This window comes from Rhizobium sp. BK212, from assembly GCF_014197475.1.
GTDB lineage: Bacteria > Pseudomonadota > Alphaproteobacteria > Rhizobiales > Rhizobiaceae > Rhizobium > Rhizobium anhuiense.
In genome coordinates, this window is sequence record NZ_JACIFS010000003.1 from 69079 (window position 1) to 82975 (window position 13897).

The 13897-nt window shown below is 61.0% G+C and carries 14 protein-coding genes; 10 read left to right on the top strand and 4 right to left on the bottom strand.

The features are described 5' to 3' along the window. Positions 1 to 11: 11 nt before the first annotated feature. Complete coding sequence (locus tag FHT79_RS10335; RefSeq protein ID WP_047610214.1) at positions 12 to 794, bottom strand: adenosylcobinamide-GDP ribazoletransferase; 783 nt, start codon at positions 792 to 794, stop codon at positions 12 to 14. Positions 795 to 949: 155 nt separating this feature from the next. Between FHT79_RS10335 and cobT the strand changes: the two genes are divergently transcribed. Beyond that, positions 950 to 1966 (top strand): nicotinate-nucleotide--dimethylbenzimidazole phosphoribosyltransferase, encoded by a 1017-nt coding sequence (cobT, locus tag FHT79_RS10340; RefSeq protein ID WP_047610212.1) that lies wholly within the window; start codon positions 950 to 952, stop codon positions 1964 to 1966. Positions 1967 to 2125: 159 nt separating this feature from the next. Beyond that, a complete protein-coding gene (locus FHT79_RS10345; protein WP_097594301.1) occupies positions 2126 to 2509 on the top strand; it encodes a diacylglycerol kinase in 384 nt (127 codons plus the stop codon). Position 2510: 1 nt separating this feature from the next. Here FHT79_RS10345 and FHT79_RS10350 read toward each other — a convergent pair whose 3' ends face one another. Further along, positions 2511 to 4046, bottom strand: a complete 1536-nt coding sequence (locus FHT79_RS10350; RefSeq protein WP_063475041.1) for a HAMP domain-containing sensor histidine kinase — start codon at positions 4044 to 4046, stop codon at positions 2511 to 2513. 106 nt (positions 4047 to 4152) lie between these two features. Between FHT79_RS10350 and FHT79_RS10355 the strand changes: the two genes are divergently transcribed. From FHT79_RS10355 to FHT79_RS10375, 5 genes are all read left to right on the top strand, one after another. Continuing rightward, positions 4153 to 4710, top strand: a complete 558-nt coding sequence (locus FHT79_RS10355; RefSeq protein ID WP_097594302.1) for a thermonuclease family protein — start codon at positions 4153 to 4155, stop codon at positions 4708 to 4710. Positions 4711 to 4714: 4 nt separating this feature from the next. Next, a complete protein-coding gene (locus tag FHT79_RS10360) occupies positions 4715 to 5347 on the top strand; it encodes a uracil-DNA glycosylase family protein (protein WP_047610204.1) in 633 nt (210 codons plus the stop codon). A gap of 69 nt (positions 5348 to 5416) precedes the next feature. Further along, a complete protein-coding gene (locus tag FHT79_RS10365) occupies positions 5417 to 5905 on the top strand; it encodes an Lrp/AsnC family transcriptional regulator (protein WP_004678404.1) in 489 nt (162 codons plus the stop codon). A gap of 730 nt (positions 5906 to 6635) precedes the next feature. Continuing rightward, positions 6636 to 7658 carry a porin gene (locus FHT79_RS10370; protein WP_047610200.1) on the top strand — a complete coding sequence of 341 codons (1023 nt, stop codon included), beginning with the start codon at positions 6636 to 6638 and terminating at the stop codon, positions 7656 to 7658. 450 nt (positions 7659 to 8108) lie between these two features. Next, a complete protein-coding gene (locus FHT79_RS10375) occupies positions 8109 to 9005 on the top strand; it encodes a LysR substrate-binding domain-containing protein (protein ID WP_047610198.1) in 897 nt (298 codons plus the stop codon). 35 nt (positions 9006 to 9040) lie between these two features. Here FHT79_RS10375 and FHT79_RS10380 read toward each other — a convergent pair whose 3' ends face one another. Next, on the bottom strand, positions 9041 to 9724 hold the full coding sequence (locus tag FHT79_RS10380; RefSeq protein WP_097594303.1) for a DNA alkylation repair protein: 684 nt from the start codon (positions 9722 to 9724) through the stop codon (positions 9041 to 9043). After that, a complete protein-coding gene (locus FHT79_RS10385) occupies positions 9721 to 10590 on the bottom strand; it encodes an NAD(P)-dependent oxidoreductase (protein ID WP_047610195.1) in 870 nt (289 codons plus the stop codon). Before FHT79_RS10385 ends, FHT79_RS10380 begins: the two co-directional genes overlap by 4 nt. A 162-nt stretch (positions 10591 to 10752) precedes the next feature. Here FHT79_RS10385 and FHT79_RS10390 point away from each other — a divergent pair, with 162 nt between their 5' ends. From FHT79_RS10390 to ssuD, 3 genes are all read left to right on the top strand, one after another. Beyond that, positions 10753 to 11130, top strand: a complete 378-nt coding sequence (locus FHT79_RS10390; RefSeq protein WP_047610193.1) for a hypothetical protein — start codon at positions 10753 to 10755, stop codon at positions 11128 to 11130. A gap of 188 nt (positions 11131 to 11318) precedes the next feature. After that, positions 11319 to 12284, top strand: coding sequence for an aliphatic sulfonate ABC transporter substrate-binding protein (locus FHT79_RS10395; RefSeq protein WP_097594304.1), 966 nt, complete (start codon positions 11319 to 11321; stop codon positions 12282 to 12284). 362 nt (positions 12285 to 12646) lie between these two features. Continuing rightward, on the top strand, positions 12647 to 13822 hold the full coding sequence (gene ssuD, locus FHT79_RS10400) for an FMNH2-dependent alkanesulfonate monooxygenase (RefSeq protein ID WP_047610189.1): 1176 nt from the start codon (positions 12647 to 12649) through the stop codon (positions 13820 to 13822). Positions 13823 to 13897 lie beyond the last annotated feature (75 nt).

Below are 13897 nucleotides of genomic sequence, written 5' to 3' on the forward strand. Positions count from 1 at the left end.
ATATCGGAGTTTCAAAGAGCGGTGGCAAGAGCGCAAAGGGTGGCGATCTCGCAAATTTGCTGGGTTGCGCCGAGCGTATCGCCGGTGTGGCCGGCAAGCTTGCGGCGGATGAAAACGGTGAAGGAAAGCCCTGCGATCCCGGTGGCGAGCAGGCTTGCGACCAGCGGCCTCAGGCCGAAGGCAGGCCAGATCAGAAGCGCTGCGACGAGGCCGGCTGCGGCGAGCGCAAACTGCATTGCCGCCTCGTCTGGCTGGCCGGTCGAGGCAGCCACGCCATCGGCCTTTGCCGGTGCCAGCCGCTGCCAGTGCCAGGTGATGGCGCCGCGGCTCAGTGCCGCGACGGCGAGAATGGCAAGGGCGGCAGCGAGCGGCGAGGAATGTCGGGCGATGGCGGCAAGCGCGGCTGCGCGGATCGCGAAAGACAGGATCAATGCTATCGCGCCATAGGTGCCGATCCGGCTGTCCTTCATGATGAGGAGGCTCTGCTCGCGGCTCTTGCCGCCGCCGATGCCATCGGCCGTATCGGCCAGGCCGTCCTCGTGCAGCGCACCGGTGACGAGAGCCTGGACGGAAAGCGCGATCAGAGCTGCCATCAGCGGGTCGGCCCTGAGCGCCAAAAGCAGGAGGAGGGCGAGCCCGGGGGCGAAGCCGATTACCAGGCCGGCGAAGGGAAAGGCGCGCACCAGCCGGCCGAGCCTGCCGTCATAGCCTTTGAACAGCGATTGCGGCATCGGAATGCGGCTGAGGAAGGCGACGGCGCGGGCGGTGTCGACCGCATGGTCCTTGATCTTCATTCTGCTTCGTTCTGCCGGAGGTTTCGGCTTATGGTCGCGGCGGCGCTTTTGGAGTTGTTCGCCTCGTCCGCCCGCTTTAAGAGAGTTGCCACCCGCAAGGAAGCTGATTTGCGTGGAAAAGACAAGAATACCGGATTCATAGGAAAACCGCACAGATGAGCGTTTCAGGCCTGCCGTTCGACGATTTCCGTACCCTGCTTCGTGACCTGCCGGGCCCGGATGCCCGCGCGCTGGTGGCGGCGCGCGAACGCGACGCGCAACTGACCAAGCCGCCGGGCGCGCTTGGACGGCTTGAGGAGATCGCCTTCTGGCTTGCCGCCTGGACGGGCCGCACACCTGCCGTCAACCGGCCGCTGGTGGCGATCTTTGCCGGCAATCACGGCGTCACCAGACAGGGCATCACGCCCTTTCCGCCCGCGGTGACGCAGCAGATGGTCGAGAATTTTGCCGCCGGGGGGGCTGCGATCAACCAGATCTGCGTCGCCTATGATCTCGGGCTGAAAGTCTTCGATCTGGCGCTCGATTATCCCACCGGAGACATCACCGAAGAGGCCGCACTTTCCGAGCGCGATTGCGCCGCGACCATGGCCTTCGGCATGGAGGCGATCGCCGGCGGCACGGACCTGCTCTGCATCGGCGAGATGGGGATCGGCAATACGACGATTGCGGCGGCGATTAATTATGCGCTTTACGGCGGTTCGGCACGCGACTGGGTGGGACCCGGCACCGGTTCGGAAGGCGAGATGCTGGAGCGCAAGATCGCGGCGGTGGAAAAGGCGGTGGCGTTGCATAGCGACCATCTCGATGATCCGCTGGAGATCATGCGCCGGCTCGGCGGCCGCGAGATCGCGGCGATGGCCGGCGCCATTCTTGCCGCCCGCATGGAGCGCATTCCCGTGCTGATCGACGGTTATGTCGCAACCGCGGCGGCAGCGATCCTGAAGGCCGCCAATCCGTCCGCACTCGATCATTGCCTGATCGGCCATGTCTCCGGCGAGCCAGGACATCTGCGCGCAATTGAGATGCTCGGCAAAACGCCGCTTCTGGCGCTTGGCATGCGGCTCGGCGAAGGCACCGGCGCGGCGCTCGCCGCCGGTATCGTCAAGGCGGCCGCCGCCTGCCATTCCGGCATGGCGACCTTCGCCCAGGCGGGTGTGACCAACAAGCATTGAGGCCGCGGCCGGTGCCGCCGATCCCGCGGTCGGTGCGGCCGATCCGCCCGCCTTTGCTTGCGCCGCCCAAGGGGATTCGGTATTTGCGTATTCGCTCATCGAAGGGGAGACGGCAAGCTTTCCCGGGTCTGTGACGCAACGGCAAGAGGAGAGGGTGTCTTGACGAAGCCTGCGGTGACGAAAGAGACCGGATTTCGGCATTTTTTCGCCGCGGCCAGCTACTCCTGGGCGGGCTTCCTGCGGGTGCTGAAAGAGGCGGCCTTCCGCCAGGAGCTTGGTTTCTTCGTCGTTTCGATCACAGCGCTGGCGCTCGTTGGTGCAAGTGTCGGCGAGATCGTCGTCGCGGTGCTTCTGTTTCTCGCACTCTTTTCGATGGAGGCGATGAATACCGCCGTCGAAGAGGTGATCGACCGGATTTCGCCGGAGATTTCCATCGTCGGCAAACATGCCAAGGATCTCGGCTCTTTCGCGGTAAGCTGCATGATCGCCGCCTGCTGCCTCTATCTCGGCTTCGTTCTCGGCAAGCGCCTATTCTTTAGCTGATTCAGGCAAAACTCTTGCGCTTGCGCGCGACGGCCTGGGCCTCCTCGACGGCTGGCAGGCTCTGAAGCACGCGTTTGGCGGGTAGGATGGCGATGACCTCGGTGCCCTCGCGCAGCTTCGATTTCAGCAGGAACTGTCCGTCATGCTTGGCAAGGATCGCCTGGACGATCGGCAGGCCGAGACCGGTACCCTGTTCGGCGCTCTTGATGGCAATCGAGCCCTGGCCGAAGGCCGACAGGACGACGGGGATCTCTTCTTCCGGAATGCCGGGGCCGTTGTCCTTGATCGAGATGTACTGACCGCCGCCGGCCGTCCAGCCGACCTTGACATGGATCTCGCCACCCTGCGGCGTGAATTTGACGGCATTGGAGAGAAGGTTGAGCACCACCTGGCGCATCGATTTTTCATCCGCCCAGATGGCCGGCAGCTGCCGCTCGAACTGGTCCGAAATGGCAATATTCTTCCCGCGGGCGCGCAACTGGACCATGCCGATGCAATCTTCGGTGATATCGAGAAGCGAGATCGCCTCCTCGCTCAGCTCGTATTTGCCGGCTTCGATGCGCGACAGGTCGAGAATCTCGTTGATCAGATCGAGCAGATGCTGGCCGGAGCGGTGGATATCGCCGGCATATTCCTTGTAGGTCGGATTGGCGAGCGGTCCCATGACTTCGGCCGACATCACCTCGGAGAATCCGAGGATGGCGTTGAGTGGGGTCCTCAGCTCGTGCGACATGGAGGCAAGGAAGCGGGACTTGGCGAGGTTCGCCTCTTCGGCGCGGCGGCGAGCCTCGTCCGACATCGATTTCGCCACCTCGAGCTCGGCGATCAGGTCGTCCTTTTCAGACTGGTAGGAGAGGATCCTGAGGTTCGACTTGAAGAGCCGGTCGCTGATATAGTTGAAGAAGACGAGAGTGGTGGTGAAGAGCCCCGTCAGGCTGATTTCGAGGAAGTCGCGCGACAGGCCGCTCTTGGCGGCGAGCGCCAGGACCGCCGGCGAGAAGGCGGCGAGCACGGCAGGCGTCAGCATGAAGTTCGACATCGCCGTGACGGAGAGCGCGATCAGCAGCGTGGCGCCCTTATAAAGAATGAAGCTCGACGGCTCGCAAGTGTCGCAGCCCTGCAGGGCGAAGACGGCCCAGCAGCAGCCGAGAAGGAACTGGCCGAGCAGCAGCATGCGGCGCCATTTGCGGGCGCTCTCGGGGGTGATTTCCTGCCGGCGCGCGCGCCGTGCGAGCAGGATATTGCCGGTGTGACAGGTGAGCGTCAGCAGTGCCCAGAAGAGCAATTGGGTGTTCTGGGTGAAATAGACGCCAAGCGCGGTGATGATGACAACAAACAGCGGCATGATCGTCGCGCCCTGCAGCATCGACGTCACATACATCTTGAGCACGTCACGGTCGAAGGAGGAATTGGACGCATGACCGGACTGAAGACGTTCGCGCGTTTGCCGCACGGCCTTGGAAACGGCCTTGTTGCGGTGGCTGCGCGACCTGTCGACGATGATCTTGTCGGTCGATGTGCTTACGCCGGTACTCATGTGCACGTTGAAACTTCATCCCAGGGTGGATAAGAGCTTAACCGGCAATTCTTAAGAAGATGTTTGCCATCTTTGCCAAGGATTTGTTTTTTAAGGAGGCAAAAGCGTGACACGGGGTCTGCGCCTGATTCGCGACGGCGTGACCGCTTTTGCCCTGCTGGTGCTCGTGGCGCTGATCGCCGCCAAGCTCAACGACGCAGCAAAGATCGAGCATATGGGTGCTTTCCACGCGGCCGACGGTGACAGTCTGACATTGGGAGCCGAACGTTTGCGCCTCGAAGGCATCGATGCGCCGGAACTCAATCAGAGCTGCCAGCGGGCAGGGAAGGCTTGGGCCTGCGGCCGGTCGGCGCGCGAGGCGCTGCAGGACATGATGCGGGCATCCGGAACGCTGTGCCAGGGCAGCCGGCGCGACCGCTACGACAGGCTGCTCGTCGTCTGCCGGAGCGAAGCGGACGGTGACATCAATGCCGCCATGGTGCGGCGGGGCATGGCCATCTCCTATGGCGGTTATGCTAAAGAAGAGGCCGAGGCGAAGGCTCGGAAGGCGGGCCTCTGGGCCGGGACCTTCGAGCGGCCGCGCGATGTGCGCGACCATGCGCGCCACAGTTCCGGTTTCGACGGCGTCCTGCGCTTCATCGGGCAGATTGCCGGATGGGAGTGAAGCCATGAACGATGAAGCCACGCTGGAGACGTTGCGGCGGGAGATCGCGTCCTGCCGAATCTGTCGTGACACGCCGGCGAAGGGGCCCGAATACCGGCTGCCGCACGAGCCGCGGCCGGTGGCGGTGATTTCGTCGAGCGCGCGCATCCTGATCGCCGGACAGGCGCCGGGACTTCGGGTGCATGAGAGCGGCCTGCCGTTCGACGATGCTTCCGGCGACCGGCTGCGGTCATGGCTCGGCGTTGACAGGGCAAGCTTCTACGACTGCGACCGATTCGCCATCGTTGGTATGGGCTTCTGTTTTCCTGGCTACGACGATAAGGGTGCCGATCTGCCGCCGCGGCGCGAATGCGCGCCGTTCTGGCGGCAAAGAGTGATCTCGGCCATGCCGCAGATCGAACTGGTGCTGGTCATCGGCCAATATGCGCAGGCCTGGCATATGACCGGTGAAAAGCGGGGCAATATGACCGAGACGGTGCGGGCGTGGCGTGACGGTCTTCTGTCCGGCCGATCGCCGACGGTGCTGCCGCTGCCCCATCCGAGCTGGCGTAACAGCGGGTGGCTGAAGCGCAATCCCTGGTTCGAGAAAGAATTGCTCCCGGTCTTGCAGGATCGGACGAAAAAGCTGCTTTCCTGAAACAAAATTCTTTTCGTCGCGCGGAATCGAGTTATACAAAGAAAATAATTCGAAAGGACTGTTGTGCGCATGGACCGCCTCGACCGAAAAATACTGCGTCTTCTGCAAGAAGATTCGACTCTTGCCGTTGCCGATCTCGCCAAGAAAGTGGGGCTCTCGACGACGCCATGCTGGCGGCGCATCCAGAAGATGGAAGAAGACGGCGTCATCAAGCGCCGAGTCGCCATCCTCGATCCGGAGAAGGTCAACACCAAGGTCACCGTCTTCGTGTCGATTCGCACTGCCACCCATTCGATCGAATGGTTGCGGCGCTTTTCCGAGGTGGTCGCCGAATTCCCCGAAGTGGTCGAATTCTACCGGATGAGCGGCGATGTCGACTATCTCCTGCGAGTCGTTGTGCCCGATATCGCCGCCTATGACGCCTTTTATAAGCGGATGATCGCCAAGATCGAGATTCGCGACGTCTCCTCGGCCTTCGCGATGGAGCAGATCAAGTATTCGACGCAACTGCCGCTCGACTACATGATTCTCGAGAATGCCAAGTCCAACGAGGATTGAGTCTCCCGGCGCGATCGCCGATCGCGTGGAAAGCGATAAGTTGCAACAAAGCGAGTCGTGCGGTCCGAGACCGCACGCGACATGCTTGATCGCACGCCGATTGCGGCCTGCTTGAGGCAGGCCCCGCCACATTTAAGTATACTCGCTCGGTAAGAGCTAAGAGTAAGACAATGTGGCTTCGGACTGCACAAAACCCCCAAAAATAGCAAAAAACGCCCAATTCGTGCTGGAATCCACAAAATATATATAGCCTGGTAAGGATTGCGGAGTTATTATCCATCTCATCAGTGGGCGTTATGTCATTATTTCGTCGCATTGGTATCGAATTCAGAACACCATGTTCTAAGCCGCTGCCTTGTATGTGTTCATTAGCCGGCGGTAGAGTTTATGCGCTTCACCAGTGTGTTCGACGGGGGTCGAACGGTGGAGAATTTGACAAATGGGGCGTAGCGTTTGCGGCTTGCGATGGAGGATTTCCGTCGCGGAGCCGTTTGGTGTGTTTTCTTCCTAGATAATTGAAATTGTTGTATAAAAATCACGTCCCCAGGGAAAGTTGCTCAACGGAACCCATCTGGCGTGTATCGAGAATTGCTTGATCAAGCCTTGTATGTGATGACGGTTTGGCGGTTCGATCGATCCGCACGCCGAGATGGCTGTTCAAACTGGGCCGGCTTCAAATCGACTACCCGATTGGAAGCCAGCCCCGATCGACAAAGGAATGGATTGGTAAATGAACATCAGAATGGTTTTGCTTGCATCAGCAGCAGCATTTGCTGCATCGACGCCGGTTCTTGCAGCTGACGCTATTGTTGCTGCTGAGCCGGAACCGGTTGAATATGTTCGCGTCTGCGACGCTTACGGCACCGGCTACTTCTACATCCCGGGCACCGAAACCTGCCTCAAGATCGAAGGCTACATCCGTTTCCAGGTCAACGTTGGCGAAGATGTCGGCGGCGATTCGGACTGGGATGCCGTCACCCGCGGTCAGGTTCAGTTCACGGCCAAGAGCGACACCGAGTATGGTCCGCTGACCGGCGTCATCGTCATGCAGTTCAATGCTGACAACGCCACCGATCAGGAAGCTATTCTCGACTCCGCTTACCTCGACGTCGCGGGCTTCCGCGCCGGTCTCTTCTACAGCTGGTGGGACGATGGTCTCTCCGGCGAAACCGACGACATCGGTTCGGTTGTAACGCTCCACAACTCCATCCGCTATCAGTATGAAAGCGGCACCTTCTACGCCGGCATCAGCGTCGACGAACTGGAAGATGGCGTTTACAAGGTTGGTGAAGAAGCCAACAACGTTGGCGTTGCTGTTGGTCTCGGCGGCACTGCCGGTGCGTTCAGCTACCAGATCACTGCCGGCTACGACGTCGACAATGAAGACGGTGCTGTCCGTGCAATGGGTACGGTTGACATCGGTCCCGGCACGCTCGGCCTCGCCGGCGTATACTCCACCGGCCCGAACTCCTACTACTCGACGGCTGAATGGGCTGTTGCTGCCGAATACGCAATCAAGGCAACCGACAAGCTCAAGATCACCCCGGCCGTTCAGTACTACGGCAACTACTTTGGCGGTTCCAAGGTTGTTCCGGATGACTTCGACGGTCTCGGCGATGCATGGAAGGTCGGTCTGACGGTTGATTACCAGATCGTCGACAACTTCTACGCCAAGGCTTCGGTTCAGTACCTCGATCCGGATGATGGCGACGACTCCACGACGGGCTACTTCCGTCTGCAGCGTTCGTTCTAATCCACTTGGTGGATGCTCCCGGTCTTCGGACCGGGAGCACTTAAATCAGTTTCTGATCCGAGTGACCTCCGATCAGCTACGGGGACGTGTCCGGTCTTCCCTGCCGGACCGTCCTTGCATTGTTTTTGGCGTGCAGTCTTCAACGCCGTCGATCACGATGGCCTTTCAGGTGAGCCGAACCGGCGCGTTGCGTATCGCAGGTCGGCATCCTGCCAGCCTTGTTTCCCGAGGCCCCCGTTTTTCCAATTTTTGAAATGAGCTGGTTCAGCCGATAGAAATACCGCACAGAACGGCTGTCGATTGCTGTCCTGCTCGGCGTTGGTTGGCTTTGCCGCAACATGTCGTGAAAAGAAAGTCCAATGCCGACAATGTGATCACAGCTTTTTTGGAGAGAGGGTACAACTTTTGCAGGGGCTGGCCTTCATTCCTACTCTCGGATAGCTTGTGCTTATGGATGATCTCAACGATTATTATTATTTCGCCGCTGTCGTCTCCAGCGGCGGTTTTGCTTCTGCAAGTCGCGATCTCAAGATACCGCGTTCGAAACTGAGCAGGCGGGTCAGCCGGCTTGAGGACGGTCTTGGCGCAAGGCTTATAGAACGCTCGACCCGTCACTTCCGGGTGACAGAGATCGGCCAAGCTTTCTACGAAAGATGCCAGACCATCCTGCAGGAGGCCGATCGCGCCAAATCGCTCGTCAGCGAGGCTCAGTCCGACCCGCAAGGTGTGGTGCGGATGGCCTGTCCGCTCGGTCTCGTCGACATTTCGGTCGGGGGGATCCTGCCCGAATTCCTGGAACGTTATCCAAAGATCAAGCTGCAGATCATCGGCTCCGACCGGCGCGCCGACCTCATCAACGAACGGATCGACCTTGAGGTGAGGGCGACCAACGAGCCGGAGACGCAGACGAGCCTGACGATGCGCAAGCTCGACCGTATCAGGCGTATCCTGGTGGCAAGTCCCGCGCTCGTCGAGCGTACCGGTAGCTTGAATGGTGTGGATGATCTCGCCGATCTGCCGACGTTGGCGATGACGTCATGGGTGTCGTTCCATACCTGGGAATTGATCGGTCCAAATGACGTCAAACGAGTGATTCGGCATCAGCCGCGGCTCACCTGCCGCAGCATGACAGCCATCCTCGACGCGGCCCGTGCCGGCCTCGGCTTCGGGCTTTTGCTCGAGAGTGCCTGCGAGGCCGATCTCCGGGCGGGCAAACTGGTGCGGGTGCTGCCGGAATGGCAGTCGGAGGAGAGCCAGTTCTACATCGTCTTCACGACCGCCAAGGGCATGCCGCCGGCAGTTCGCGTGCTAATCGATTTCCTGGTCGAGAAATCCAGGCAGCATTGACGAAGAGGCGCGGCACCTTGGAGCCGGCCTCTAACTTATCTCAGCCGCGCCAGCAGCTTTTCGCCGGCCAATTCCCGGACTGCATCCTTGCCGATCCAGCGGGCGGTTTTGTCTGAGCTCTCCGCCAGGGTCGTTGCGAGCGCCAGCGCCGGCGCATGGCAGGCGAGATTACGCTTGCCGATGCTGCGCAGCGCCCAATTCACCGCCTTGCGCACGAAGTTTCGTGGATCGTCGGAATGGACCTCGATCAGCGGCAACCAGGCAAGGATGGCCGCATCGGGCTCCTTCTTTCGATGGACGGCGGCACCTGATATCATGGCGAAGGCGGTGCGTCGGACGAATTCGCGCTCGTCGTCTGCGAAGTCCCGGACGAGGTCATCCAGCCGAGCCTCGACGAAGAGATCGGCGGCGCAATCGACGATTTCCCATGAGTCGAAATCATTGGCCCAATTTTGAGCCTCTTCCATCGTCAAGCGTTTCGGCTCGGCGGTGTAGAGGGCGAGCAGGCGGGCTTCGCGGATATCGCTTCGCCAGAGCTGCATCGCCCTGACGTGATCCTTCTTCGCCAGTCTGGCGACCGCCCTGATATCGGGATTGGAGATACCAAGGGCGCGGCCGGTGACGATACCAAAGCGCGCCATGGCGGCGACATTCTCCTCCGAGCGCAGCGTTTCGAGATGCGCGATCAATCCGGCCGCATCGGAGGAGGGGCCGATCATTTCTCGAGGCGGGCGAGCAGCGAGGATGTGTCCCAGCGATTGCCGCCCATCGCCTGAACGTCGCCATAAAACTGGTCGACGACGGCGGTGACAGGCAGCTTGGCGCCGTTGCGGCGAGCTTCAGTGAGAACGATGCCGAGATCCTTGCGCATCCAGTCGACCGCAAAGCCGAAATCATATTTGCCGGCGTTCATGGTCTTGTGGCGGTTTTCCATCTGCCAGGATCCGGCTGCGCCCTTGGAGATCACCTCGACGACCTTTTCGATATCGAGGCCGGCGCGCTTGCCGAAATGCAGCGCTTCGGCAAGCCCCTGGACGAGGCCGGCGATGCAAATCTGGTTGACCATCTTGGTCAGCTGGCCCGAGCCTGCCGGCCCCATCAGACCGACCATGCGGGCATAGGCGTCGATCACAGGCCTGGCGCGTTCGAAGACGGCTTCGTCGCCGCCGCACATGACGGTCAGGACGCCGTTTTCAGCGCCGGCCTGGCCGCCGGAGACGGGAGCATCGATGAAATCGACGCCTCGTTCCTTTGCCGCCGCATAAAGTTCGCGGGCGACCTCGGCGCTGGCGGTGGTATTGTCGATCAGCACCGAACCTGGCTTCATACCGTGCAAGGCGCCGTTCTCGCCCGATGTCACCGATCGGAGATCTTCGTCATTGCCGACGCAAACGAAGACGAAATCGGCCCCAGTGGCAGCTTCTGCCGGGGTAGGGGCGGATTTGCCGGAGAATTTCTCGGCCCAGGCGGCGGCTTTTTCGGCAGTGCGATTGTAGACGGTAACATCGTGGCCGCCCTTCGTCTTCAAATGGCCTGCCATGGGAAACCCCATGACGCCGAGACCGATGAACGCGACTTTAGCCATATGTCCTATCCTTTTCCTCAAGTGCAGGCTTGAGGATTAACCGAAACGGCGGGAGCAGAAAAGCCCGTGAAGATGGACTTGTTTCCGATTGGTGCATAGGAGGCTGGCCACCGTTCGGCCGAGCCCTAGATTGGGAAGAAGGCATTATGTTCCGAGGGTGACATGAGCGAAATTCCGACGATCAAGCCGCGGCGCAAAGGCCGCAGCGGAACGCAGGCGATGCTCATTCCATCGCAGCAGATGGTCGTAGAGCAGATTCGATCAGCGCCGGAAGGTGTGCTTACCGACATCGGCGTCCTCCGCCGCCGTCTCGCTGTCCAATACGGGGCGGATGCCTGTTGCCCGGTGACCGTGCAGCGGCATTTGCGTGCGATCGCCGAACTGTCCTTCGGTGCGCTGGAAAAGGACGAACCGGTTTCGACGCTCACGCCCTATTGGCGCATGGTCGATCCCGCAAGCCTGCTTGCCAAGCGCCTTGCCGGCGGCCCAACCTTCATCCGTGAGCGTCTGGCCGCCGAAGGCTGGGACGGGGTGGAATAGCAGCCGGCAAAGCGGACGCGCGAAAAAAATCCGCTTAACCGCGATATCCGGGCCGCAAAATTTCAGCAATGGCCGAATCTTGCAAATAAAATTGTCGATATAAATTATAGATTTCATCATCATGACACTCATCGCTGAAAGGTCGACCAGCCGAAAACAGGCTCGGCGCCATCAAAAAGGGGAAAGTCATGATTTCACGTCGACAAACTCTCGGGCTTTTCGCAGCAGCCGCGGCCACGGCAATCCTGCCAGCTGTCAGGCCGGCACGCGCTGCCGCCAGCGAGTTCCGTATCGGCTGGCAGAAGAACGGCGTGTTGGCGCTCGCCAAGCGTCGCAGCGCACTTGAGAAGCGGCTTGCCGATCGCGGCATTACCGTCAGCTGGTCGGAATTCACCTCCGGCCCGCCGCTGCTCGAAGCACTGGGCGCCGGCGCCCTCGATTTCGGCGCGACCGGCGATGTGCCGCCGCTCTTTGCCCAAGCGGCCGGCGGGCAGCTCTATTATGTCGGTCTCTACAAGGGTAGCCCGGCAGCCTCGGCCATCGTCGTGCGCAAGGATTCGCCGATCAAGACGCTTGAGGACCTCAAGGGTAAGAAGGTCGCCTTCAAGCGCGGCTCTAGCGCCCATAACGTAACCGTCAAGGTTTTGCGTAAGGCGGGCCTGAAGCCCGAAGATGTCGAGCAGCTCGACCTTTCGCCGCCGGATGCCGCCGCCGCCTTCAAGAATGGTAGCATCGATGCCTGGTCGATCTGGGATCCTTATCTGGCGATTGCCGAAGCCGATCCGGAGACGCGTATCCTGACGACCGCCGAAGGCATCGTCGACTCCTACAGTTTCTTCCTCGCCAACCGTGATTTCACCGACGCCAACGGGCAGGTGATCGTCGACGTGATCGACGAGCTTGCCAAGGTCGGCAAGTCGGCACAAAGCAATCTCGACGCGACGGTGAAGGAGCTTTCCGAGATCACCGGCGTGCCGGTTGAGGTGACGCGCGTGACATTGACGCGCAACGGCGCCGACCTCGGCAGCGTCTCGACCATCACCGATGCCGCTGCCGCCTATCAGCAGTCGCTCGCCGATGAGTTCTACGGGCTCGGCATCCTGCCGAAGAAGCTTACGACCGGTGATATCGTATGGCGTCCCAAGGCGAGCTGATTTTTCGCCGGGGGCCAAGTTTTTCGCGCGGCGACATGGAGTGGGCCTCCATGTCGCCGATCCGGAAAAATATTCTCCAAAACGGATTACAATAGCAAATTGATATTGTCGATCTAATTGGTGGTCTATGTCACTATTCTGGCGATCAGTGGGTGGGTGCCGGGAAGGTAGCCAGCCGATCGACAGGAATATTCAGATGCTCACGCACAGTCAGCCACCCGGCCTTCTCACGACCTGCGCCGCCACCGCGATCCTCCCAAGCATCCGTGCGGCGGCGCTGCGTAGGCAGACGGTTTGCGCTTGCCCGGGGGCCATCTCGACCGCGTGTTGATTTTCGAATTCGCAGCAAAGGACCGTCTTCCATGACCACCACCTCAAATCCCATCAATTTCCTCTGGTTCATCCCGACCTCAGGCGACGGCACCTATCTCGGCTCCTCCGAGCTCAACCGCGCGCCCGAGATCGGTTATCTCACGCAGATCGCCCAGGCCGTCGACCGGCTCGGCTATTCCGGCGTGCTGCTGCCGACTGGGGTTGCCTGCGAAGAATCCTTCGTGACGGCGGCAGCTCTTGCCGCCAAGACCGAGAAGCTGCAGTTCCTGGTGGCGATCCGCCCCGGCACGGCGTCTCCTGCCTACTATGCGCGTCTTGCGACGACGCTCGACCGCATCTCCAACGGCCGGCTGCTGCTCAACATCGTCGTCGGCGGCAGCCCGGCGGAGCTTGCCGGCGACGGCATCCATCTCGAGCATGACGAGCGCTATGCCCATGCCGAGGAGTTCTTCACCGTCTTCGAGGAATTGCTGGAAAAGGGAACGGCAAGCTTCGACGGCAAATACATCAAGGCGACCAATGCGCGCCTCGGCTTTCCTTCGGTGCAGAACCCGCGCCCGCCGCTTTATTTCGGCGGCTCGTCGGACGCCGGCATCGATTTCTCCGTCGGCCGTGTCGACAAATACCTGACCTGGGGCGAGCCGCCGGCGCAGGTAGCCGAAAAGGTCGCCAAGGTGCGCAAGGCCGCCGGCGAGCGCGGTCGCGAGGTGAGCTTCGGCATCCGCCTGCACTTCATCGTGCGCGAAACCGATGAGGAGGCATGGGAGGCGGCCGAACGGCTGATCCGCCATCTCGACGACGATACGATTCGCGAGGCGCAGGAGCGCTTCGTCCACGAGTCCGACTCGGTCGGCCAGAAACGCATGGCCGCCCTTCATGGCGGGCGCCGCGATAAACTCGAAGTCTCGCCGAACCTCTGGGCCGGCGTCGGCCTGGTGCGCGCTGGTGCAGGCACCGCGCTTGTGGGGTCACCGAAGACGGTGGCCGCGCGCCTTCGCGAATATCAGGAGATCGGAATCGATACGGTGATCGGTTCCGGCTATCCGCATCTCGAAGAGGCCTATCGCGTCGCCGAGCTGCTTTTCCCCGAACTCGGCATCACCCGCGAGCAGCAGCGCCTGGGCTTCAACAATGAGTTCGGGCGCAAGCAGGTTTTCGCCGGCGGCAGCCATGGCGGCAATCTGAAAGTCGTCTCCGGTTCCTGAGTTCGACGAAGACGCAGAGTGCGACACCGTCGCAAGCCGTCTACGGCTTGCGACGTCCTGTTCCCGAAAAGCGTG